The sequence below is a fragment of the Clostridioides sp. ES-S-0005-03 genome, from assembly GCF_020658455.1.
Classification (GTDB): domain Bacteria; phylum Bacillota; class Clostridia; order Peptostreptococcales; family Peptostreptococcaceae; genus Clostridioides.
Genome location: NZ_JACVWI010000003.1, coordinates 38,829 through 64,217, shown reverse-complemented (window position 1 = coordinate 64,217; position 25,389 = coordinate 38,829). Strand labels below are relative to the sequence as shown.

The window sequence follows — 25,389 nt, the reverse complement described above, 5'->3', positions numbered from 1 at the left end:
CTACAGATATTTCACAAAAAAAGCAAAAACTTATTAAAGTTCCTGCTTTTTATTATACATATAAATACCCATTAAATTCTATTATAAACTTATTCTTTTGCCTCAATTTGTATCTTACTAAAAGATAGTAGTTTTTCTTTGACCAATTTTTTTATTTCTTCAAATTTGACATCTGTCAATATCTCTATAGCTTCTTCTACTCTTTCAACTGTATATATTTTAAATTTTCCATCTTTTATAGCATCATTAACTTCATCTGATAAAACAAGATTTCTCTGATTTTTTTTAGGAATTATTACACCCTGTTCATTGTTTAAGCCTTTAGTTTTACATATAGAATAAAATCCTTCTACTTTTTCACTTATTCCACCAACTACTTGTATATCTCCCTTTTGATTTATAGAGCCTGTAACTGCAATATTTTGCTTAATTGCTACACCACTAAGAGATGATAACAATACATATAACTCCGCAGAAGATGCACTATCCCCATCTATACCTCCATAATTTTGCTCAAAACAAATATATGCATTTAATGACATCAATAAATCCTGTGCAAAGTTTTCAGAAAGATATCCCCCTAATATAAGCACTCCTTTATTATGTATTGAGCCACTCATATTTACTTCTCTTTCTATATTTACTATACCATTGCTTCCTGGACTAGTAGTTGCTGTAATCCTTGAAGCCCTACCAAAAGAATATTCTCCTGTACTTAAAACTGATAGCCCATTTATTACTCCAACTTTTTTTCCTTCTGTTTCTATTAGAGTAAAACCATTTTCAATTGATTCATCCATATGTGTCTCTACTCTATTAATACGCTTTTTCTTTTCACTTATTGCTTTTTTAATATCATCTCGCTCTGTATAATTGGAACTTCTAAATTCTGCATATGCACTTCCTTCTATTATAACTTCCATTATTTTATTAAACTTAGTTGAGAGCTTCTCTAAATCACCAGACAATTTAGTGCTAAACTTAACAACTTCGTCAACTGCATCTTTTGTAAAATGTTTTAAGCCATTTTTATTGCATTGATATGCTATAAATCTAGCTATTCCATCTTCATTATTTTTATTCTTATCCATTTCGCTATCAAAATCTACAAATATTTTAAAATATTTTCCAAAATCTTCTTCATATCTATATAAAATATCATATATATAATGACTTCCTATCAATATCACTTTGACATCTAATGGCATATTTTCTGGTTTAATTGCTGTCTGTGTTTCCAAAATTACTTTTTTTGTTTGCAATGTCTTTTTAAGAATTTCCCAAGACATAGTATACTTTAATAACTGGTCTGCATAAAGCACCAAATATCCGCCATTAGCTCTATGAAATGCTCCTGATAATAATTTTGTAAAATCAGTCTTTATATTTCCGTTTGCATAATCATATTCTGCCTTTCCAAATAGGTTTGATGGGCTTGGATTTATCTCTACTATGACAGGTGCTGATTCCTTCTTTTTCGAACCTCCATTATCTACAAATAAATTAATTTTATACTTTATAAAGTGTTCTTTATCATACTTATCTTTCAATTCTTCTTCATCTAAGTAAAATAAATACATGTATTCTATGATATCTTTTTTTATATTTTCTAAGTAAAGTTGAATTTTTTCATAACATTCATATTTTTCGCACAACGTTTTAATATGAGGTTCTACTACAAGCTTAGCTATCTCTTCTTCAAGCTCTAACACAGCCTTTTCAGCTTTTTCTTCCAAGTTTCTAATTTTATATACAACTTGTATTGCCATGTTTTCGAGTTCTCTTTTAGCCTTATAAAACTCTTCATCTGATATATCACTTTCTTCTTCATCTTCCTTCAAAGGTATGAAAACTATTCCCATTTTACTTTGTTTTAGTTTAAATCCTTTTTCTTCTCCATATTTTTTAATCTGCTTTAGTAACATATCTTTTTCTATTTCATATTCATCCAAAAGTTTATTTTTCTCTATTTCAAAATCTTCACTTTCAAATGCATTTTTAAAATCTTCTAAAAGACTTTCTACTAACTTTTCCATATCTTTCTTAAGTTCTCTTCCAAACCCTTTTTCTAATTCAACTATCATAGGTTCTCTAGGGTTTTCAAAATTATATATATAGCACCAATCTTTATGTGTACTTTTTTTAGATGCATATTCATTTAAAACCTTTAAGGCATAAGTACTTTTACCTGTTCCAGATTCCCCAGCTAGGTATATGTTGTAGGCTGGATTATTTATCTTTAAACCTAACTCCATAGCTTCTACTGCTCTTTCTTGACCCAATATACTATCTAGTGGACTTATTTCAGATGTATTATTATATTTCAATATTCCCCCACCTCCTCATATTTAACTTTAATGATATAATATGACTTTTACACCATAAGTGTTAAAGTAAATACACATTAAAGTATATGAAGTAGACTCTTATTATTAGTCATCATACTTATCTAAAATTATTTCCATATTTCTCTTTATTATATTTTTACCCCTCCAGCTAAAGGCTCTATCTCCATATCTCCTCTTAAATTCTTTATTTGATATATTTTGTATCTCATCATAATCCAAATAGTCTATTATATCTTCCTTAAATTCCAAGATGTGAGTTGTTGGTATTTCAATATTATGAGGACATACTTCTTGACAAATATCGCACCCAAATATCTTTTTACTTTTCTTTAAAACATACTTTTCTTCCTCTGACAAATCTCCCTTTTTTTGAGTTATATATGATAAGCATTTTTTAGGATTCATATCATAATTTCCCAATATAGCATTTCCCGGACAATATTTTACACACTTTCCACATTTAAAACAGCTTTTTTCTAGTGGTTTATCTTCTTCAAACTTATAATTATTTACTATATATCCAATAAATATATAAGAACCATATTCATCAGTTATAATATTATTATTTATTCCAAAATATCCAATACCTGATAAATAAGCTAAATATCTGTCAACTAATGGTCCATTATCAGCAAATATCTTATATTTAAAACCTTCTACATTTTTGGAAATATAATCACAAATTTGTTGTAAAAAATCTTTTACTACAATATGATAGTCCTTTCCATGACAATATTTTGATAAATTTGAATTTTTATTCTTTTCTTGTCTATTTATATGGTATGGAAAAGCACACACTATTATAGAATTAGCATCTTCCATTATATTTCTAGGATTAATTCTATTTTCAATTATGGGTTCTTCCATACCTGTTAAATAGTCTTTTTTCTGTCTATTTTCAAGTATCTCTCTCAGATTTTCATACTTGTCTACTCCAGCTATTCCTACATACTTTAATCCTATGAGGTTACAAAATTCTTTTAATCTGTTATTATCCATAAAATTATTCCTTTTCAACTTAAATTCTAAAATCACAATTATGCTACATATGTTTCTTTGTTTAGACATAACAACATTTATACAGCCTAAATATATATAGTCTAAATAGTCTAATTTTTAAAATTTACATGTTTATATAATTTATTTACTATATAATTTGACTTTTATATGCTGTTATCTTAGTATAATTTAACATCTATCTATTTTTAATTTTTAACTATTTTACTCTTATAACACTTACTTATTCTTAACTATCTATATTTTGTTATTCTACAATATTTGTATAGCTTAGCTTTCATCCATATTATATCTTTAGCTATTTTACTCTTATAACACTACTTATTTTTCACTATCTATATTTTTGTTGTTCTACAACATTATTATAATTTAACTTTCATATCTCTTCCCTCTATTGCTACCTTGTATTTCTTCTATAATATATCTTTCATATCTACAACAATCTAATATATATTACACTATTAAAATCATATCTTATCCAATTAGACTTTGTTATTCAGAAAGGTACAACAAATAAGAATTTGCTTTTAAATCATCCACAGATTATAATAAATACTGTATAAGGATGGTGAATAAATTGATTAAAATAACAATACCAGGTAGACCCATTAGTAAATCTAATTTTAAACTTCATAATATAAATGGTCAAGCATGGATGCCTTCAAAGGGAAAATATTCTAAGTATTTAGCATATGAGAACATGATTGCAGGTTTTATAAATCAACAGTATCAAGGAGAAACTGTTGAAGAAAATTTAATAACAGTGTTAAAATTATTCTTCCCTAACAAGAGAATGGGCGATTTACATAACTATCCAAAGAGCATTTGTGATGGTATTGAAAAAAGTGGAATAATAAAAAATGATAAGCAGCTTAAGCCAGTACTTTTATTTGATTTTATAGATAAGGACAATCCTAGAGTTGAAATTGAACTTTATCCAATATCTAAATACGATATATCTTATAATATTTTTGAAAAATAAAAATCTGTATATGCTATATAAATCTATATTGATGCAAAAACAATATTTATATAATAATTAATACTTGCATAGACATAACACTTAATAATTGCACAGACATAACACTTAATACTTTCATAAACACAATCTTATCATAATAATTATACTTACATAAAAAAAGAAATCGGCGTAAATTTATTACACCGATTTCAATAAGTAAAATCTATCCTAGCTTTTCAACAACAGTCTTCAACATTTCTCTTATAGGAAGTTCATATGGACATCGACTTTCACAAAGACCACAGTCAATACATTCAGTAGGTTTAACATCCATAACCTCATATTTTTCCTTAGCCCACTCCTCTAATCCATATCTAGTGTAATATCCTTCGCATAAGAAGCTTAAAGGTATATTTATTCCAACAGCACAAGGCATACAATATTCACATCTTCTACAGAATTTTTTACCTAGAGAATTTCTTATTTCTTCAATTTTTTTCTCATCATCCTCATCTAATACAAGATTTTCAAGCACAGCGACATTTTGTCTAACTTGTTCAACACTATCCATTCCTGGTATAACCACATCTATATAATCCTTAGACAATATATACTTAATAGCCAATGTAGCATTATCTAAAGCTCCACCAGCTAAAGGTTTCATTACTATTATACCAATTCCTTTTTCATGAGCTTTTTTAAATACCTCATCTGCTTGTCCTTCAACTATATTGTAAGGAAATTGTATAGTATCAAATTTGCCACTTTCTAAAGCTCTTTCTATAGTGTTTAAGTTATGGCTAGTTATACCAATATGTTTTATCTTCCCTTGTTCTTTTGCTTCTAAAAGGGCACTATAAGCCATTTTATCTTTAAAAATATTGTCATACTCTTCTTCTTTAACATTGTGAAATTGATATAAATCTATAAAATCAGTTTTAAAGTTATTTAAACTTATTTCCACATCTCTCTTCATTGAATCATAATCCCTAGACATACTTTTAGTAGCTAGGAAAAATTTATCTCTTTTTCCTTCTATAGCAATTCCAATAGCTTCTTCACTTATTGTGTATCCCCTTGCGCTATCAATAAAGTTTATTCCTTGTTTTTCTAGCTCATTTATAACTAAATTAGTATCCTCTTGTGTAATTCTTTGTATTGGAATTCCCCCAAAACCGACTCTTTTTATCTTCATACTAGTTTTGCCTAAATTTCTCATAGCTTTCCCCACCTAACTTTTAATTAATTTTAAACATTATTAACATGTTACTTTTAATTATACAACAAATTATGAGAATTTTTGCAATCTATTTATATACTATTCAAAATATATACACATTTTATCAAGTTTATTTATATAGTTTATAATATACTCTTTTATATTACATCAAAATTTTATTTAATATGCTTCATAATATACCAATCTATATTTCACTAGCATATAATCTAAATTTAATCCAAATATAATCAAAATGCTACTTAAATAGCATCAAAATATTATTTACATCATATCAAAATACTATTTACTAGATAAAATTTCTTTAATCATCTTAATCTCTCTCTTATGACCTTCTTCATCAAAAGGTGTTTCTAAGAAGAATGGCAAATCTTTAATGCTTGGATGTTCCATAAAATCAGTTAAAGCTTTTAGCCCTATCTTACCTTCACCTATAGGAGCATGTCTATCTTTTTTATCCCCAAATGGCATCATACTATCATTTAAATGTATAGTTTTTAATCTATCTATACCTATAATCTTGTCAAATTCCCCTAAAACTCCATCCAAGTCATTAACTATATCATAACCAGCTGAAAAAATATGACATGTATCAAGACACACACCTATTCTTTCTTTATGTTCGACATTGTCTATTATGCTCTTTAACTGCTCAAAACTAAATCCTATTTCAGTCCCTTTTCCTGACATTGTTTCAAGGAGTATAGTTATATTTTCATCTCCTTTAATAGCATTGTTTAGCCCTTTTACTATCCTATCTATACCAAAGTCTACTCCACCACCTACATGACTTCCAGGGTGAAAACACATGTATTCTATACCTAGTGAATCCATTCTTCTTATATCTTCATCTATTACTCTTGTTGCGAATTCATAAACATCATCCTTCACTCCACCTAGATTCATAGTATATGGAGCATGTGCAAGTAATGGTGCAAAATTGTTTGCTTTTCTAATTTCTTGAAATTTAGCTATATCTTTCTCATCAAATTCTTTAGCATTTCCTCCTCTTGGGTTTCTACTAAAAAATTGAAATGTATTTGCATCAATATATACAGCTGTTTCGGCTGCCTTTGCGAATCCTTTTGCTATTGAAATATGTGTTCCTAATTTAATCATATTAATCTCCTTTTGGTTGTACATAATTTTAATTTATAAATTTTTGATACTTAAGTCTTAATTTTAGTATAACTATAATTAATTTCGTATATATTAATTCTAAATTTTAATATTTATAGTTTAATTATACCCATTTTGATAAATTTCAAAGAGTATATTTAGTCATTCAAATAACAAAAAAATAGAGATTAAAAATCATTATTTTACTCATGCTCAAAAGTATTTTTTGATTATTAAGTAAATTCTGATGTTCAATCTCTAATCTTATGTTTTATAACTAATACATAATTAATGATTCTAATTAGGACATTCTTCTTCAACTGTAGGAACTACAACCATAGCTATATCATACTTAGAACCTTCAACGCTGTCTTGTCTTTTATTTAAAATTTCATCTATCTTTGATTTCATAGTGTTATTAAGTTCAACTAATTCATCATGAGTAAGAGAAATATCATGATAATCAACTATATTTTCATTTTCTAAAACATCTTCCTCTGCTGCTTTATAAAAAACTTCACTCATATTTTCAAATCTTGATATGTACAATTCTTCTTTTTCTTCCCCATTGTCTAAAGAAAAATTAAGTATCCTATTCCCTATAACCACATTTTTTGCACTTGGATAATAATATTTTTCCACAATCCCCGACTTTATTTTTTCCTCAACTAATTCTAAAATACCAACTTTGTATAACATTTTTATGTGGTAGTTTATTTTTGCATGAGGTTCTTCCAATAATTGAGATAATTGTTTTGCTGACAATGGCGATTTGTCAAATGCTTTTAGAATATCTATTCTACGTGGATGTGCAATAGCCTTTATGCACTCCAAATCTCGTAATACCAATACCTCTTTCATTGACCCCTCCTAAAAAATTTATTTAATTCATATTTCTTTACAATTTAATTATATATTAAATTATATGTTGTTGTCAAAAAAATCCTTTCTTAAAATTTTAAAAAATATTTAATCTGAGTTTATTTGACAACTCCTCTAAAACTTTAACTCCTGCGACGCTGTTACCTTTTTTGTCAAGTGCAGGTCCATAAACACCAATACCCATACGTCCTGGCACAGAAGCCATTATACCACCCCCAACTCCAGATTTTGCAGGAATTCCAACTTTAATAGCAAATTCCCCAGAAGCATCATACATTCCACAAGTCATCATAAATGTCTTGACAATTCTAGATACCATTTCACTCATTAAATGCTCTCCATTTTCTATGTCTACTCCATAATTAGCAAGATTTATACCAATTCTCGCTAAATCTATAGAATCCACCTCAATTGAGCATTGTTTAAAATAAAGGTCTAAAACATCTTCTACATTACCTCTGATAAATCCATCACTTTTTAACAGATAAGCCATAGCTCTATTTCTATCTCCAGTCATTTTTTCAGACTTATAGACATCATAATTTATTCCTATGTTATCATTTCTTGCCAACTTTCTAAAAAAGCTAAGCATTCTTTCTTCTTTTTCTTCCAAACAGCTCCCATTTATAAGAGAAGTGGTAACTATTGCTCCTGCATTTATCATTGGATTACAAGGCTTTTTAGTATCATTAATCTCAAGTTTCATTATAGAATTAAATGGGTCTCCACTTGGCTCCATTCCAACATTTGAAAAAACGTCTTCCCAGTCATTGTCCATAAGTGCCATGGCAAGCACAATTGGTTTTGAAATACTTTGTATTGTAAATTTTGTGCTACAATTTCCAGCACTATAAATGTTATTTTCACTATCTATAATACAAATTCCTAAATCATTTCTACGAGCATTTTTTAATTCTGGTATGTAACTAGCAACTTGTCCATAATTTGTATATTTTTTATTAGAACTTATAATTTCTTTTAATAATGTCTCATCTAACGTATTCATATGCACCTCATCATCTTATGTTATATACTCTATTTTAGCACAAGTTTATACTATAATAAAACAGTGTTAAAAGAAATTATACTTTAAAACTATTTTTTGCAGACTTAACTTTATTTTTCAAACATATTATAAAAAATATCATAATATTATAAAAGGAGTATTAAAGTTAAATAGTATTTATTATCTATACTAATTCTCACAAAACAAAGAATTTTTGATAACTAAATAGAATTTTCACTTTAATACTCCAGCAATATTACTTAAAATATAAACCATAGATTATTCAGTATCTCTAAAAAAATATTTAGTTCAATATGAGTACAATAAAATAATCAATAATACATGCTAATCAACTATTTTACTTCCTCCAATAAATTCCCTAAGGATTGAAGTTCCTGGTATATCAGAAGTATCATCTAGTTCAACAAAATACTGTAAAAACTTTAATAATCTAGTAGCTTCAATATAAGCAGGATTATCTTCATCTATTTCCTCCAATAGAGGCTTAGCAAATCGCTTTAAAACCGCTAATTCATACACACAAGCGGAATTAAATATAGCATCTGCTTCATCTTGATAAGGGAATATATTTTTCTTTTCTCCTCTTCTAACTGATGCCCATTGCAAAATAGTATTATCAGCGCTATATCCTCTAAAATTATAATCTCTAACAATTCTTCTTATCATTCTCAAATCGGCAGTAGGAATTCTATTATGGTCATCTAAATTTATTTGAGTAAGGGCACTTATGTATATCTTAAATTTATCTTCATCTGGTATAGATGCTGTTAAAATAGGGTTTAGCCCATGTATACCTTCTAATATAATTGGTTGATTTGAGTCTATCTTTATCTTTTTACCAGTATATTCTCTTTCCCCAGCTTTAAAGTTAAACCTTATATCCTCAATTTCTTCACCTGCTAAAAGTTTATTTAAATCTAAGTTGAATCTCTCTAAATCTATAGCATAAATTGACTCAAAATCATAGTTTCCATATTCATCTAAAGGAGTATGTTTTCTATCTATAAAATAATCATCTAAAGATATTGAAATCGGATTTAAGTTATTTACTCTAAGATGTATTGATAGTCTATGAGCAAAGCTTGTTTTTCCAGATGATGATGGTGCTGCTATTAAAACTACTCTCTTATTGTTATCTTTTATCATATCTGCTATTTGAGATAGTTTCTTTTCATGTAATGCTTCAAATGTTCTTATTATATCTCCATATTCATTATTTTCTATTATTCTGTTAAGTGATACTACCTTATCAATTCCCATTAGTCTTGACCATTCTTCTGCTTCATAATATACGTTTGATAGCTTAGGTTGAGGTATAAATTTCATAGGTAGAGTCTTATCTTCTTCACTAGGCCCTAAAATTATAATACCTCCATTGTAAAGTATGATATCAAACGATTTTATATAACCAGTTGATGGCAACATATATCCATAAAAATGGTCTATATAGTTTCTACATTTATATACTTTAGCACTATCATATTCCTTGTATTTCAAAAGTTCTGCTTTTTCATACATCTCATTATTTTCAAATATAGAAATAGCTTCATCCCTCGTAACTTCTATTTTTTCTATAGTGTAGTCATTATTTATTATCTCTTTCATTTTATTTTTTATATTTTCAACATCAACTTCTTTAAGTTTTCTCTCTATATGAACTTCACAATATAGTCCACCAGATAGTGAATGTTCTATTGTAACTCTGCTGTCCCAAAATATCTCTCTACAAGCCATCACAAACACAAATGACATGACTCTAAAGTAAACTCTTTCTCCATCTTCATTTGTCGTATCCAAAAACTCTATCTCACAATCCTTTTTCACTCTATAATTTAACTCTTTCAATTTATTATCTACAACCGCAAGTGTTATATATCCTTTATGTTCATCACAAAACTCTTTTGCTATATCTCCTAGTCTAATTCCCAAAGAATTTTCGTCTAATGAATACTCCTTACTTCTTCCGTCTATTTTTAAATTTATTTTCTTCACTTCAACATCTCCTTCCTTTTGATGAATATACATTTTAATCAACGAGGCATATCAACAAGATAAAGAGAGGTATTTAACCCTCTCCTACAATATGATTCAATTTACTTATAGTATCTTCAATGTCTTCGTAATTTATTTCTAATACTAAATATTCTGCATCTAATTTTAAAACCTCTTTAACACTCTCTTCAGATAAAATACCTCTTCCTATACCAACATGTATATCATTGATACCATCATTATCACTTAAATGTATCAATTTTATCTTATCTTTCAAGTTATTTAAATAATCATCCTCATCAATTAAACAGTGTCCAGTATCGTAACAAAAACAAATCTTAGAATTTTTAATCCTCTTAAATATATATTCAAAATCATAGGATATATTTCCAATATTTGAAAAATCCCCACCTTTTGAATAAGTATTCTCTATACAAATATGTGAATCTGTATTTATTTTATTAAAAAAATCTACACTATTATCTAAATACTTGTCCCTATTATTTTTAAGTCTATTTGTCATAACATAACCCAAATGAAGATTAAAGTACCTTATATCAAATCCTTTTAGCTCTAATTCTATCTTCTCAATAAAACTTATCCATGAAGCTCGTATATATTCTATATTTTCACAAGTGTTTAATTCCATAGGTAAATGTATCCCTATAGACAACCCTAGTTTAGAAATTCTCTGCTTATATTTACATAACTCACTACATTCATATATATTATCAATACCAATTTCCAAATGAGTTATTTCCTTTGTACTTTCACAAAGTTTTAAAGCACCCTCAATATTAAATAACAAAGATGCCACACCAACTGCCATACAAATCACCTACTCAAAAATACCTATTTGTGTAAAAGGAAACACTCTTAAAATAACTTTTCCTTTAATATTTTGTTCATCCACTAATCCTACTTCTTTATACCTACTATCTAAACTTACTTCTCTATTATCTCCCATAGCAAATACTTTACCTTGAGGAATCACCATATCAATCTCGCCTTCAGTATAATTATCATGTATATATGAAACTTCATTTAATAACTTACCATTTATATAAACCTTAGAATCTTTAATTTTTAAATGGTCTCCTGGTACACCTATAACCCTTTTTACTAACTCTTTTTTTCTCCCATTATCTTGCAACAAGTCAGTCTTAAATATCATTATATCTCCACATTTTGGTTCTGATAATTTATATGTTATTCTATTTGCCACTAAGTAATCGTGTGGTTTAAGTGTTGGGTACATTGATTCTCCATTTACTAATGTTGGTTTTATAAAGCGAGTTATAATAAATGCCAAAAAAAGTGCAGTAATAATTATTTTTATCCACTCTACAATCTCTTCTTTAATAGTTTCATTCATTCACAAATTCTCCTTTATAGTTATATTATCTTTATTGATAATGCTACTTTTAAGCACTATCTTTTAGATAAGTCTACTAAATAAGGTGTTGTCTTTTTTATATAGACAACTATTGTGTATGGTCTGGTGATTTCAGTTAATCAGCGATTGCTCCAAATTTTATATTTATAATGTTTAGTCAATAGTTCCTATCTTAGAAAATGGATACAATCTGACTAGAACTTTTCCTAGAACGGTGTGCTCGTCGACCAATCCAACCTCATCGTATCTACTATCTAAACTTCTTTCTCTATTGTCTCCCATTGCAAATAATTTTCCTTCTGGAACTACTATATCAATATCTCCATCAGTACGATTATTATGTATATAGGAAACTTCATCTAACAATTTATCATTTACATATACCTTGGAGTCTTTTATCTTTACATGGTCACCAGGAACCCCGATAACTCTTTTTACTAAATCTTTTTTCTTTCCATTTTCTTCTGTTAAGTCGGTTTTGAATACTATTATATCTTTGTATTTTGGCTCTCCTACTTTGTACGCAATTCTATTGACTATCAAATAATCACGTTCTACAAGCGTAGGATACATTGATTCTCCTTTAACTATTGTTGGCACTATAAAACGCGTTATTGCAAATGCCAAAACAAGAGCTATGACAATCACTTTTATCCACTCTACAACTTCTTTTTTAACTGCTTCACCCACTAAAATCGTCTCCTCTGTGTTCAATATTAAGTCAATCTACAGCAAAACTAATCTACCATAAACTTACAATATAAATATTATACTTCTTTTTTCTAATAGTTTAAAATACTTTTCTAAGACCTTTAGGGTAATGATTCTTAATTGTACCAGCAGATTCTTTTCCCCAACCTAAAGGTATATCTTCAACTGATACCAAAACCCATCCTCTACTTTCATTAGAATTTATAACATCCCCTTTTAAATATTTAAGAATCGATTCGCTTTGTACACTAAAGTTTTCAACGTTTTTTACATCTTCAACTTTTAAGTAATGAGATAATGCATGAGAAGGCTCAAATCTATTCTTCTTTAAAACCCCTAAATGCAAACCGTATCTCAATACTTTTAGTTTTTTTGTATCTGGATATATTTCAGGAAGTAGGTACAAATTTTCTCCTCTTAAATAAAATTTATTTTTTTTATTACTATAAAAATCAGTCTTTAAAAATTTCTTTTCAAACTCCCTATAATCCTTTATTTCTTTATCTAAATTTTTTATTTTTAATTCTTTTACATTACTTTCTTCTTCTTCTAATTTTTTTATCTTAGCTACAAAATGACCTTCTCCCTTTATTTTATGAGGCCATAGCCTTTCCATCTCAACAAGTTCTGCATGTGGATATTCACTGATAAACTCATTTATAACATGTTCATTCTCCTCTTTTGAAAAAGTACATGTTGAGTAAATTAAAATACCATCTTTCTTTAACATTTTATATCCATCTCTTATAATCTCTTTTTGAATAGATTGGCATTCAATTACTTTTGCCTGACTCCAATCTAAGATGGCCACTTCATCTTTTCTAAACATCCCTTGCCCAGAACAAGGAGCATCTATAATCACCTTATCAAAATACCCATTAAATGTCTTTCTTAAGCTATTAGAATCAGTATTTGTTATTATACAATTTCTCGCCCCAAATCGTTCTAAGTTTTCTCCTAGAGCTTTAATTCTACTTGTATTAATCTCATTAGAAACCAATAAACCTGTGTTGTTTAATCTAGATAATATATATGTAGATTTGCCACCAGGTGCAGCACACATATCAAGTACTTTATCTCCTTCTTTAATATCTGCTTTTGGTATTACACTCATTGCAGAAGGCTCTTGTAAATAATATGCTCCAGCCTCATGTAATGGATTTCTACCAGGCCTATTAATTTTATCATCATAATAAAAACCTTCATCTGCCCACGGTATCTGATATAAATCAAATAAATTTAAATTCAATAGTTTTTCTTTATCAATTTTTAGTGTATTTATTCTAAGACCAGTAGTCTTTTCTTCATTATAACTTTTTATAAAATCATCATATTCATCTTCTAGTATTTCTCTAATATCTTCTAAAAATTCTTTTGGTAAATTTGCCAAATTTATAATCCCCCTTTTTATCTGCGTTACTTGTTCGTCATTTATTTTCTTTTCTTTTTCTTTAAGTTTCCAAAAAACACTTTTTTAGAGTTATTCATATATTTTTCAAGTTTATCAAGATTTATTTTCCACAAAATTATGACATAAACTATAAATAATATAATAGCCCATCTATATTCTATCATCAATATAAAATCAAAAACTCCATGTAATAAAATCGGAATTAATACAGCCATAAATAAGTATTCACGTTTTTTAATTTCATTCCCCTCAAACTTATACTTAGAAATATAATATCCCATAGTAATAGCAAACATTACATGAGCTGGAATGGAGATAACTGCTCTATTAATACCAACCTGTAGTGCTAAATTTCTACTTTCAGAGAAAATATAAACTATATTTTCAATTGTTGCAAATCCTAAAGATAAAAATACAGAATAAATAATACCATCTAATTTTTCAGTAAAGTGCTTTTCTTTAATCAATGAAGGAATTAGTATTAAAGCTTTTACACCTTCTTCCACAAGACCTGCAACTATAAATGATACATATAATAATTCTGAATATCCTTCAAATACATTAAACTTCATTAATAGATTTTCTAAAAGAATAATTATAACACTTAAAAAAGCACCTATCATAAAAAATTTAATTAAATGGATTAGTGGCTCTCTACAATATTTATCTTTAGATCTTATCCAAAACATACCTATTAATATAGGTACTACTGCTAATAAAAATAAATCCAGCTTCATAGGTAATTTTCCTTTCAAAGTTTTTAATTCATTCATGTTTTATAATTACTACTTATTTTTAGTTTATTTGTGTTTTAAATATACACTTACTTTTAATTTATTTTCTTTCAGCTTTTATTTTAAATTTTTCTACACTCAAATTTATATACTAAACTCTTTATCATTTGATAGGTTAAAAATACTTAAAAAAATTTAAATTTATATCTATATTATTTAACAAATCTCAAGCCATATTCATATCTTGAAATATAAGGGAACTAAATTCATTTAAAGAAAGGGTGATTTGATGCAAGATGGTTTCTTAACAGTAAGTATAATTGATGCTACTAACAATAGACCCATTCAAAATGCAACAGTAAACATATATTCAATGTCTAATGGTAGCCAAAGCTCATCAACTTTATACCAGAACCTAATAAGTAATGAATCTGGCCAAGTGACTGGATTAGTATTACCAGCACCAGATGTAGATTACTCTCTACAACCATCTGATGTTAGACCTTACAGCCAGTATATAGTAGAAGCTATAGCGGATGGATATGAGACAGTTGTCATAGAAGGGACACAGTTACTAGCTACAATTGAGGCGAGACAAGGAGTTCCTATGTTTCCTAGAACAAGAAGTAAGCGTTCCTTCTCAAGACAAAGTGAATTGATTTTTGATATAGGAGAACATACTTTATACGGTACTTATCCTCCTAAAATTCCAGAAAGTAACCTAAAACCATTACCACCACCTACTGGTTTTGTTGTATTAGATAACCCTGTAGTGCCTGAATTTATAGTAGTTCATGATGGTTTACCAGAAAATACATCAGCGGCAAATTATTGGATTCCATTTAAAGAGTACATTAAAAACATAGCCTCATCTGAAATATATTCAACTTGGCCTGAGCAGACAATCTACGCAAATGTAATAGCTATAATATCATTTACTTTAAATAGAGTCTTTACTGAATGGTACAGAAACAAAGGATATAACTTTACAATCACCTCATCAACAGCATATGACCATAAATTTATAAACAATAGAAACTTATTTGAACCAATTAACGTAGTTGTAGATGCTATATTTAATACATTTATAAAAAGACCTCCTACATCAAGACAGCCACTACTAGCTCAATATTGTGATGGTCAAAAATCTCAATGTCCTAATCAAATGACTCAATGGGGTAGTAAGGACCTCGGTGACCAAGGATACGATTATGAAAGCATACTAAGATATTTCTATGGAGACGAAATAGTGTTTGAAAAAGCTCCAGTAGTTAGTGGTGTACCAGTATCATTTCCTGGAACTACACTACAAGTTGGTTCTTCTGGACAATACGTTAGAACTATACAAAACCAGTTAAATGCTATATCTAATTCTTATCCAGCTATACCAAAAGTGAGGGAAGATGGAATCTATGGTACAGATACAGAAAATGCTGTGAAAATATTCCAAGGAATTTTTGGTTTACCTCAAACTGGAGTAGTTGACTTTAAGACATGGTATGAAATATCCAGAGTTTATGTAGCTACAACTAGAATAGCTTCTTTAAATCCTCTAATTTAGATTTTAACTAACTTATTAGCTTAACATAAAAAATGGCTGTTATAAACTACTATCTGTTATAAGTTTTTTAACCTATAATCATAATAGTCTTAGCAGCCATTTTTTGTAGTTATAACTTATTATTTTAGAACCTTAAAACTCTTAAATGGGGGATTTTAAGCTTCTTAAAAACAGCAATCAATAATTCAACTTAATAACTCTAAATTTATTAATAATCTTAATTTGTAGCTTTAGATTTATTGGCTAATGCTAAAATTAATCCTAGAGCTATAGATGCAAAAGCAGAGGCAATTACTCTATATTCAGCAGGAAACAAGAATACAATTGTATGACATGGTATCCAGAAAAATGGTATAGTTTTCAAAACACTAAAACCAAGATAGGCATTCCAGTCTACAACATTTACTACATCTTTAAGAACTACCTTAACACCCTTTCCAACTTCGTATTTTTTATCTATAAAGCAATCCATAACCTTATGGAATAAAAATACAGTTGGTGACATTAATATATTCATAGTTGCACTCTTAAATAGAGCATTTGCAAAAGCTATTCCTTCAAATGGAAGCATACCATCTACTTGTGCCTGCCCTACACCTGCTGAGTAAATTGACATAGCATATGTTGTAACTACACCTATAATTCCCCAAACTACGGCTCTGTAAAAGATTCCCACTGGTATTTTCCAGTCTTTATGCAAAATTCTAGCACCAAGTAAGTCTCCCATTGTTGCTAACACAGCAAACTTGAAAAAACCTCCAATATATGGATGTGCACCTGTTGCTTCCATAAATACCGCTCTACTACTTGGTATCACTAAAATAGCAATAAGACAAATAAGAACTCCACTCCATATAAAATCGCCTTTTTTCATATTATAAATACTATTTAATAATCTAAATAGTTCTCCTTCCTTTCAAGTATTTATTTTATTGTTATCTCTATATAAATATATTTATTAAATATTGCTTACTTAGGTATTCATTTTCCATGTTTAAATTGATAAAATTTCATTTTTAAATAACTATCTCAGTAAATAGCTATTGCATTAAATAACTATTACATATAGTTTTTTTTTGCAATTATTTTTTAACCCTTTATATATTATATTTTTAATTAATCTTTCCTAACCCTTTGTATATTATATATAATTATTTTTTCTGATTCTTTATATAGTTTTTTATCTGTAATTTTTATTTTCTAAATATTCATTCCTTCTCTTAAAGCTTTTATATTAATTTCTATAAACTTAGGTTTAACCTGTTGTGATACTATCTTTTCCCAATCTATATCATTTTCTAACTGTAAAGCCTTAATCAATGCTCCCAAAAGTACTACATTCATAACCTTCTCATTTCCAAAACCTCTGGCAATATCAACTGCCTTTATCACTGTTACATCCACTTTTTCTTTAATATCGTCTATTATATTTTCAGGATAATCCACTCTACCTGTTAAAATTGGTGCAGAAGGCATTTCATAATCATTTACTACTAATTTACCCTCAGGCTTAAGAAAATCAAGATATCTTAAAGCCTCCATAGTCTCAAATGAAACTAATACGTCAACATCTCCTTTTCCAAGTATAGGAGAGTGTACTTTTTCTCCATATCTAACTTGTGTTGTTACACTTCCACCCCTTTGAGCCATACCATGAACCTCTGACATCTTAACATCATATCCAGCATCTATAAGACCAGCAGAAAGTATTTTACTTGCTAAAACAGTACCCTGACCTCCTACTCCTGATAACAATACATTTTTAACCTTTTTCATTACTTTTCACCAACCTTTTTTATAGCATTTACTGGACATACTTGTGCACATACTGTACATCCTACACATTGAGCCTGATTTATACTTGATTTCTTTTTAGATTTATCAAATCTCAAAGCAGGGCATCCTGTTGTAAGGCATTTCTTACATCCAATACATTTCTCATCATCTACGCTACAAATTGATGGTGTAAGGTCGAATCTTTTTTTATCATCTTCTGTAAATTTTTTTAATGCACATGGCCATCTAGTGATTATTACTGAAGGTTCATCAATTGATAAAGCCCAATTTAATGCTTCTTTAACTTCATTCAACATATTAGGATTAACTACCTTTACATTTTTACAACCCAAAGCTTTTACTATAGTCTCAATGTCCATCATTTCAGTAACATCACCTTGCAATGAAAATCCAGTTCCAGGATTTTCTTGATGACCAGTCATTCCAGTAATTCTATTATCAAGAATACATGTTACAGTATTACTTTTGTTGTAGATTATATCTATGAGACCATTTATTCCTGTATGAAAGAATGTTGAATCTCCTATTGTAGATATAGTCCTCATGTTAATATTATTTTTAGTAAATATCTTTTGTGCTCCATGAGCTACACCTGGCCCTCCTCCCATACATATACAAGTATCTTTAGCATTTAAAGGCTCTGCTCCTCCTAGACCATAACATCCTATATCTCCACTTATAAGTACATTTTTAACCTTTCCTAGCTCATAGAAAAATCCTCTGTGTGGACATCCTGCACATAAAGTTGGAGGTCTGCCAACTATTTTTTCTTGGCTATACTCTATTAGTTTTCTTTTTTCTCCCAAAATTGATTGAGCTATAATATCTGGATTTAACTCACCTATATTAGGTATCTTTTCTTTTCCAATACATGGTATGTTATTTTCTTTAAGATGTTCTTCTATATAAGGTTCTAATTCTTCGATTACATAAACAGTTTCTACTTGTTCTGCAAAACCTCTTATCTTCTTTGTTGGAAGAGGATATGTAAATCCTAATTTTAAATATGATACAGTATCTCCAAACACATCTTTAGCATACTCATAAGAAGCTCCTGAAGTTATCACGCCTATTTTCTTATCATTCCATTCTATAAAGTTTAAGTCAGTTTCATTAGAAAACTCTTCAAGCTTTTTTAATCTATCTTCAAGTTTAATTCTTAATCCTCTTGAAGTTGCTGGAATAGCATCAAACTTAGAAAGATTTCTTTCATATTTTTTTACAATTGTTTCTTCTTTTTCTCCTAACTCAACAAGTCCTTTACTATGACATATTCTAGTCACCATTCTAAATAAAACTGTTGTATCGTATTTTTCACTTATCTCAACCGCAGCCTTTAGCATATCCTTACATTCTTGGCTGTTGCTTGGTTCTATCATAGCTATCTTTGCAAATTTAGCATAATGTCTATTATCTTGTTCATTTTGTGATGAGTGCATGCCAGGGTCATCTCCAGATACAATAATCATCGCACCATTTACTCCCATATATGCATATGTAAATATTGGGTCTGCAGCAACATTTACTCCAACATGCTTCATAGCTGCAAGGGCTCTACCTCCTGCAATAGAGGCTCCTATTGCTGACTCTACTGCTACTTTCTCATTTGGTGCCCACTCTGCAATTATGTCATCTTTATATAGTGCTATATTTTCCAATATTTCAGTACTTGGTGTTCCTGGATAAGCAGCTGCATAAGATATGCCTGCTTCGTAAGCACCACGTGCTACTGCCTCATTTCCTGTAAGCAATTGTTTCATGCTTTCCCCCTCCTTAGAAATAATACCTCTTTGATAACTTAGTGTATTTGTTAGCGATACATTTTAGAAGCTATCAACTATATATTTATTATCAATACAATTTAAATATTGATAGCAAATAATAATATGAATCCATAAATTTATAATATTGTTCTTATTTTATTTACTAAGCAATTGCCATGCCAATAGCCTTAATTTTTTTAAAACTCACTTTTAAAATACCAAATTGCCATTTTTCTTTAAATTTTAATGACTCTAATAATTAAGAATTAATTTTCGTTAGAATTTTCATAATATTTTCAATATTATTTTAAATAAAAAAAAAGTAATGTTAACATTTCTTAACATACATTAAAAAATGTTAACATTACAAGCTGAATTAGTACTCTTACTTTGTCTAGATTTACTTTTGTATCATTTAATTATTTAACGACCATAGAAACCTATCAATCCATTTCCATTGTCTATTCTAATAGGTTTCATAATCTTTAAACCTTCATTTTTTATCTTTTCTAAATCTTTTTCCATACTCTTAATTGTATTTTCAAGGTCTTGTGAACTTAAGTCTTTAACTTGTGTAGTGTCTTTAGCATACTCTTTTAATTCTTCAATACGCTTAGCATATTCTTCATAAGTGTAATACTCAACTCCATATTTTTCTAAGTCAGCAGGCTCAGTTATTCCTGATTTTATTAGAGAATCAAATTTATCTAACGTAATATTAGATACATCACTACTTCCATCTGCAAATACTGCTCCTGTTCCTCCTAATACTATAGCAGATGCCATCATTGTACTTATAAGGGATTTTTTTATTTTCATAACTCATATTCCTTTCTTAGAGATTTATTTGGGTAGTGTAGTTCACAATGACTATTGCAATAGTTATTAACTACACCTTTAGACTATCATAATAGTCATATTTATGTCAAGTATTTCTACAACGTTTTTTAGTAAAAATCCATATTTTGAATAAAAAAAGTAATGTTAACATTTCTTAATACATATAAAAAATGTTAACATTACAAACTGGGTTTAATACTTTTACTTTGACTAGATTTATTTTTATACTATTTAATTTGTTTATTTTTTACTTCTCTATCTTCATATAGACTTTAAGCCTTTTGTTATCGTTTATTTGTTACTTGTTTTGTTCTTGTTTACTATGTTTAATTACGCTTATTTAGTTTTTTAAATACTTTTTCAAGCTATATCTAAAAAATTTAATATTGATTATTCAGCTCTAGATAAAGAAACTGCCAATTGAGTTCCATCTTCATTATCTATTACGATAGGTTTCATTATCTTTAAGCCTTCAGTTTTTATCTTTTCTAAATCTTTTTCCATAATCTTAATTGTATCTTCAAGGTCTTTTGAACTTACATCTTTAACTGCTGAAGAGTCTTTAGCATATGCTTTTAACTCTTCAATCTGCTTAGCGTACTCTTCATAAGTATAATACTCAACTCCATGTTTTTCTAAGTCAGCAGCATCAGTTACACCTGATTCTACTAGAGATTTAAACTTAGATAACTCAATATTAGATACATCGTCATTTCCACTTGCAAATACTGCTCCTGTTCCTCCTAGTACCATAGCAGATACCATCATTGCACTTATAAGGGATTTTTTTATTTTCATAATTTATATTCCTTTCTTAGAGATTTATTTGGGTAGTGTAGTTCATTATGACTATTGCAATAGTTATTTACTACATCTTTAGACTATCATAATAGTCATAATTGTGTCAAGTATTTCTATAAAATTTTTTAATAAAAAATACTATCTCAAAATAAATTTAATTATTTTAAGATAGTATTCCTAATTCTCAACCCATCCTTATTTGTCATATATCTAGTTGCTTTCAGAATCTTTATACTGCAATTTATTATTTGTTAAAATCTTCATACTTTTTGTTACAGATATCTTCTTAGAAATATTATCAGTTGGTACAACTGAATACTTTGACATATTAGAATACACTTCTTCTACATCAACCTTTGAAGTAATTTTCTGCATTTTATATGTTTCTGATGTACTTAAATCAATGCTTTCATCACTTTTAGCTGATAATCCCACAGAAATATTTGTATTATTTATCTTAGATTCTATTTTTAATGGCTGACCTCCTATTGAAAAGTCGTTTTTATTACTTTGCTCAATTTCCATTAGATTAAAAGATTCAACTTCATCAATTTCTTTATTTCCAGTTGCAAAAACAACACTAGTCCCACAAATTAACACAGCTGAAACTAAAAAAGTAATATAGGTTGATTTTTTAAACTTCATAACATTAACTATTCTTTCTTCTATCTTTGTCTTTCCAAATCCGTTATAAAGTGTCATTGGAAATGTATTATGTTCCTCTGCTAAACTTATAAGCGTAGTTGCATAATCAGCTCTATATTCTTCACCAACTATACTCATTACCTTTTCATCACAACTAAATTCTATATCTTTATTCAATAAAAAAAGCATTACCCAAACTAAAGGATTGAACCAATGGACAGCAAGAGCTACAATCATAAACAACTTCAATATATTGTCAAACCTATTGATATGAACCAATTCATGAGTTAAGACAAAGTTTAGAGTTTGGTTATTGCTATAGTCCATTTGTTTTGGCAAAATAATATTCGGTTTTAAAATACCAGTTGTAAGAGGTGTTTTAGTAAATTCAGAAATACAAACAAAGAATTTTCTAAGACCTCTATTATCATATGCCCACTTTTTAATAAATTCATGATTTTTTATATGTATCGAAGTTTTAAAAAGATTAATCGTCCTGGTATACTTAAAGCATAAAAACATAATAAAAGTAATAGAAATTCCAAACGTTAAAATACTTGATATTTCCAATGCTGTAAAATTCTCAAGATTGAATAAAGCCTTAGAATCTCCAAAATTATTCTTACTGATAGAATTATTATTCTTCTTAATTGAATAATCCACAGCGGATGCATTTCCCAATTGAGCATCAAAATTTGACTCAATAATGCTATAAATACTAAAAGTAGAATTTAAACTTACTGGTACTAAAAGTTTAAACAAAACAACTAGCCATAATAATACAAATACTTTTTTAGGCAATTTTTTAAACAAACATGCTCTTATAAAAATAACAATTAAAATTAAAACCCCAGAAGTAACACTCATTTCTAACAATTTAGTGAACATTAATCTTACCTCACTTTAATTTCTCAACAATTTGTTTAAGTTTTGTAATCTCATCACTTGAGAGATTTTCTTTATTAATAAAAGCTGAAAGAAATTTCTCTGAAGACCCTCCAAACATTTTATTAATTAAGCTTTCTGTTTCATGCTTCTGAACTTCTTCTTTGCTTATTAAAGGTCTACAAACAAAGTTTGGTTCAATTCTTTCTATTGCACCTTTTGATACTAATTTTTTTATAACTGTATACGTAGTGTTTCTATTCCATCCTGTTTCTTCCTTTAAAACTTTTACTAATTCCCCTGCTTTACTTTCTCCTATCTCCCATAGAACTTCCATCACCTTAAGTTCTGAATCAAATAATTTTATTTCCATATAAAATCGCTCCTCAAATATGGTTATCACAATAGTCAATATTATAATTTAAAACTATCACAGTAGTCTATGTGATGTCAACCATTTATTTTTTTAATAACAAAAACTGTCCTTTAAAGAAATAGTTCTTGTAAAAGACAGTCTTGTCATTTTTATACTTTAATATCTAAATAAAGCTTTATTTTATTTAACTATAAAACCATCTTAATACATAGAATAAGATTTTTCCTTATCTAATAATATATCTTCTACATCTGGATTATCTTTTAATAATTCTCTATAGAAATTACAATTAGTAACTCCTATATATGGAATTAACCATAACAAACCTATTCCTAAAGTGAATATAGTCAATATATACCATCCTATAAAGCTAAGATTTAATATAAATAGTTTAAGTACATTACCCTTCATCATATCTAAACTAGCACCCATTGCTTTAAATACACCAAGATTATCTTTATCTTCACATATTAAAAAAGCAGCTTGAGAAATGTATAATAACAATATATAAACTGGCAACATCAACACAATTACTATAATAACTAGAGTTATGGCAGTAGAAATTACAGTTCCTACTCCAACATTATTACTTGATAGGTATTCAATTGCTCCACTAGTGAGTAAAACTCCAAATGACAAAAATGCTCCGATAATTGTGATTATAAAAGAATAAATATAAACAGCAATTGATTCTAATATATAAAGTCCAAAACTTCTTAAATAAATTCTTCCATTTACGAAGATATCTCCCATCTTGACTTTTTTATCTTTAGTAATCTTTAAAAACATACATGTAAATCCTGCTGCAACTAAAAAACCTATTATCGCTACTATGATAGTAGTTAAGGGTTCAAAAGGCAATCCTATAAATGATATAGCTACTATCAACGCAATATATATTGCCATATTAATTGCACATGTTCCCCAGTTTCCAGATAACTGAGCTTTTGATACTCTTTTTAATTCTTGCCTTGATAACATAAAAAACACCCCTTTCATTTTATATAAAAAATCTCCCTAAAAGCATATAAATAAACTTTTATCATATAATATAATATTAATATATCATATTTTCGACTATATAACACACAATTATTCACCATGTTTTATCAAGATATAGCATAATTGTATTGAAAGTTTTATATAGTCAAAACTGCCAAGTATATCAAACAAATTTGAAAAATAGTATTCAATAAATAATAAAATAAACTATCTTTCAAACAGTTTATTATATGTTTAAAAGATAGTTTTAGTGTCTTTAAAATAAATTAAATTGTATATATTCCTTCACATAATTTTTGTATATTGCTAGGTGGTTGCCATTTACCATCTTTTTTTGTATATGTAATTGAAGTTGTAACATCTTTCGTTGGCTTTTTGTTATAAAGGTCTATAATCATTTTTGCCATATCATCTTGAACTTCTTTTTCTGCTTTATTGTAATTATTTTTATCAGTTACATATGATTTTACTAAATCGTTTGCCTCAGACATTACTTTACTAGTATCCAATGCTTTACTTACAACTTTTAAAGTTATCTTATCCTTACTAGAAGAATCTACTGTTACTGTCTTTTCAACACCTTGTATTAATTTAACAATTGTGTCATATATCTTTTCAGCATTCTCTTTTCCATAAAGAGGTGTTAATTGAGCAAGCATTGAAACTTTATCTGTGTTATTATAAGTTTGAATTTGTTTATATTCAGCTTCTGTTAAAGCATCAGAAATGCCTTTTTCATCGTATTTATACATTTCTAGTGCTGCTAAATTAGCTTCAAAATTCGACTTTACTTTTTCTTCTGCATTAGAACAGCCTATAGTTAGAACTAAAACTAAAGCCATAATAGAAGACAAGATTAATTTTTTTACCATTTTCATACAAAT

23 protein-coding genes are annotated in these 25,389 nt (G+C 28.2%); 2 read left to right on the top strand and 21 right to left on the bottom strand.

All coding sequences use genetic code 11. The annotated features are described in order from the left end of the window. Positions 1-89 precede the first annotated feature (89 nt). Both IC218_RS13010 and queG read right to left on the bottom strand, forming a co-directional pair. Positions 90-2,327: a Lon protease family protein gene (locus IC218_RS13010; protein ID WP_227824631.1), complete on the bottom strand. Its 2,238-nt coding sequence runs from the start codon at positions 2,325-2,327 to the stop codon at positions 90-92. Positions 2,328-2,432: 105 nt separating this feature from the next. Then, entirely contained in the window at positions 2,433-3,347 is a 915-nt protein-coding gene (gene queG / locus IC218_RS13005) for a tRNA epoxyqueuosine(34) reductase QueG (RefSeq protein ID WP_227824630.1), read from the bottom strand. A 595-nt stretch (positions 3,348-3,942) separates the two neighbouring features. Between queG and IC218_RS13000 the strand changes: the two genes are divergently transcribed. Further along, positions 3,943-4,347 (top strand): RusA family crossover junction endodeoxyribonuclease, encoded by a 405-nt coding sequence (locus IC218_RS13000; protein ID WP_227433607.1) that lies wholly within the window; start codon positions 3,943-3,945, stop codon positions 4,345-4,347. 202 nt (positions 4,348-4,549) lie between these two features. Here the strand turns inward: IC218_RS13000 and IC218_RS12995 are convergent, their stop codons facing one another. From IC218_RS12995 to IC218_RS12950, 10 genes are all read right to left on the bottom strand, one after another. Then, positions 4,550-5,545 (bottom strand): aldo/keto reductase, encoded by a 996-nt coding sequence (locus IC218_RS12995; protein ID WP_227824629.1) that lies wholly within the window; start codon positions 5,543-5,545, stop codon positions 4,550-4,552. A gap of 300 nt (positions 5,546-5,845) precedes the next feature. Beyond that, entirely contained in the window at positions 5,846-6,682 is an 837-nt protein-coding gene (locus IC218_RS12990; protein ID WP_227433609.1) for a deoxyribonuclease IV, read from the bottom strand. A gap of 297 nt (positions 6,683-6,979) precedes the next feature. After that, entirely contained in the window at positions 6,980-7,543 is a 564-nt protein-coding gene (locus IC218_RS12985) for an ArsR/SmtB family transcription factor (RefSeq protein ID WP_227824628.1), read from the bottom strand. A 97-nt stretch (positions 7,544-7,640) separates the two neighbouring features. Continuing rightward, on the bottom strand, positions 7,641-8,570 hold the full coding sequence (gene glsA, locus IC218_RS12980; RefSeq protein WP_227483645.1) for a glutaminase A: 930 nt from the start codon (positions 8,568-8,570) through the stop codon (positions 7,641-7,643). 345 nt (positions 8,571-8,915) lie between these two features. Further along, positions 8,916-10,583 carry a nucleoside kinase gene (locus IC218_RS12975; RefSeq protein ID WP_227824627.1) on the bottom strand — a complete coding sequence of 556 codons (1,668 nt, stop codon included), beginning with the start codon at positions 10,581-10,583 and terminating at the stop codon, positions 8,916-8,918. Positions 10,584-10,656: 73 nt separating this feature from the next. After that, positions 10,657-11,412, bottom strand: coding sequence for a sugar phosphate isomerase/epimerase family protein (locus IC218_RS12970; RefSeq protein WP_227433613.1), 756 nt, complete (start codon positions 11,410-11,412; stop codon positions 10,657-10,659). A gap of 9 nt (positions 11,413-11,421) precedes the next feature. Then, on the bottom strand, positions 11,422-11,958 hold the full coding sequence (gene lepB / locus IC218_RS12965) for a signal peptidase I (RefSeq protein ID WP_227433614.1): 537 nt from the start codon (positions 11,956-11,958) through the stop codon (positions 11,422-11,424). Positions 11,959-12,132: 174 nt separating this feature from the next. After that, positions 12,133-12,669: a signal peptidase I gene (gene lepB / locus IC218_RS12960; RefSeq protein WP_227433615.1), complete on the bottom strand. Its 537-nt coding sequence runs from the start codon at positions 12,667-12,669 to the stop codon at positions 12,133-12,135. 100 nt (positions 12,670-12,769) lie between these two features. Beyond that, a complete protein-coding gene (locus tag IC218_RS12955) occupies positions 12,770-14,080 on the bottom strand; it encodes an RsmB/NOP family class I SAM-dependent RNA methyltransferase (RefSeq protein ID WP_227433616.1) in 1,311 nt (436 codons plus the stop codon). Positions 14,081-14,121: 41 nt separating this feature from the next. After that, positions 14,122-14,874: a PrsW family intramembrane metalloprotease gene (locus IC218_RS12950; RefSeq protein WP_227483648.1), complete on the bottom strand. Its 753-nt coding sequence runs from the start codon at positions 14,872-14,874 to the stop codon at positions 14,122-14,124. Positions 14,875-15,124: 250 nt separating this feature from the next. Between IC218_RS12950 and sleC the strand changes: the two genes are divergently transcribed. Continuing rightward, a complete protein-coding gene (gene sleC / locus IC218_RS12945) occupies positions 15,125-16,396 on the top strand; it encodes a spore cortex-lytic germination protein SleC (protein WP_227824626.1) in 1,272 nt (423 codons plus the stop codon). Between the two features lie 217 nt (positions 16,397-16,613). Here the strand turns inward: sleC and IC218_RS12940 are convergent, their stop codons facing one another. The 9 genes from IC218_RS12940 to IC218_RS12900 form a co-directional block, all read right to left on the bottom strand. Continuing rightward, positions 16,614-17,270, bottom strand: coding sequence for a hypothetical protein (locus tag IC218_RS12940; protein WP_227433619.1), 657 nt, complete (start codon positions 17,268-17,270; stop codon positions 16,614-16,616). A gap of 326 nt (positions 17,271-17,596) precedes the next feature. After that, positions 17,597-18,172, bottom strand: coding sequence for an indolepyruvate oxidoreductase subunit beta (locus tag IC218_RS12935; protein ID WP_227433620.1), 576 nt, complete (start codon positions 18,170-18,172; stop codon positions 17,597-17,599). Continuing rightward, positions 18,172-19,953, bottom strand: coding sequence for an indolepyruvate ferredoxin oxidoreductase subunit alpha (iorA, locus tag IC218_RS12930; RefSeq protein ID WP_227433621.1), 1,782 nt, complete (start codon positions 19,951-19,953; stop codon positions 18,172-18,174). The genes IC218_RS12935 and iorA overlap by 1 nt, the downstream gene beginning before the upstream one ends. Positions 19,954-20,379: 426 nt before the next feature. Next, positions 20,380-20,775, bottom strand: coding sequence for a hypothetical protein (locus IC218_RS12925; RefSeq protein WP_227433622.1), 396 nt, complete (start codon positions 20,773-20,775; stop codon positions 20,380-20,382). A 411-nt stretch (positions 20,776-21,186) separates the two neighbouring features. Further along, on the bottom strand, positions 21,187-21,594 hold the full coding sequence (locus IC218_RS12920; RefSeq protein WP_227433623.1) for a hypothetical protein: 408 nt from the start codon (positions 21,592-21,594) through the stop codon (positions 21,187-21,189). A gap of 213 nt (positions 21,595-21,807) precedes the next feature. Continuing rightward, the gene (locus tag IC218_RS12915) at positions 21,808-23,130 is read right to left on the bottom strand and encodes a M56 family metallopeptidase (protein WP_227433624.1); all 1,323 of its coding nucleotides are present in this window, start codon (positions 23,128-23,130) and stop codon (positions 21,808-21,810) included. A 10-nt stretch (positions 23,131-23,140) separates the two neighbouring features. Next, positions 23,141-23,500, bottom strand: coding sequence for a BlaI/MecI/CopY family transcriptional regulator (locus IC218_RS12910; protein ID WP_227433625.1), 360 nt, complete (start codon positions 23,498-23,500; stop codon positions 23,141-23,143). 204 nt (positions 23,501-23,704) lie between these two features. Next, a complete protein-coding gene (locus tag IC218_RS12905; RefSeq protein ID WP_227433626.1) occupies positions 23,705-24,484 on the bottom strand; it encodes a DUF975 family protein in 780 nt (259 codons plus the stop codon). A 287-nt stretch (positions 24,485-24,771) separates the two neighbouring features. Beyond that, positions 24,772-25,383, bottom strand: coding sequence for a hypothetical protein (locus tag IC218_RS12900; RefSeq protein WP_227433627.1), 612 nt, complete (start codon positions 25,381-25,383; stop codon positions 24,772-24,774). Between the last annotated feature and the right edge of the window lie 6 nt (positions 25,384-25,389).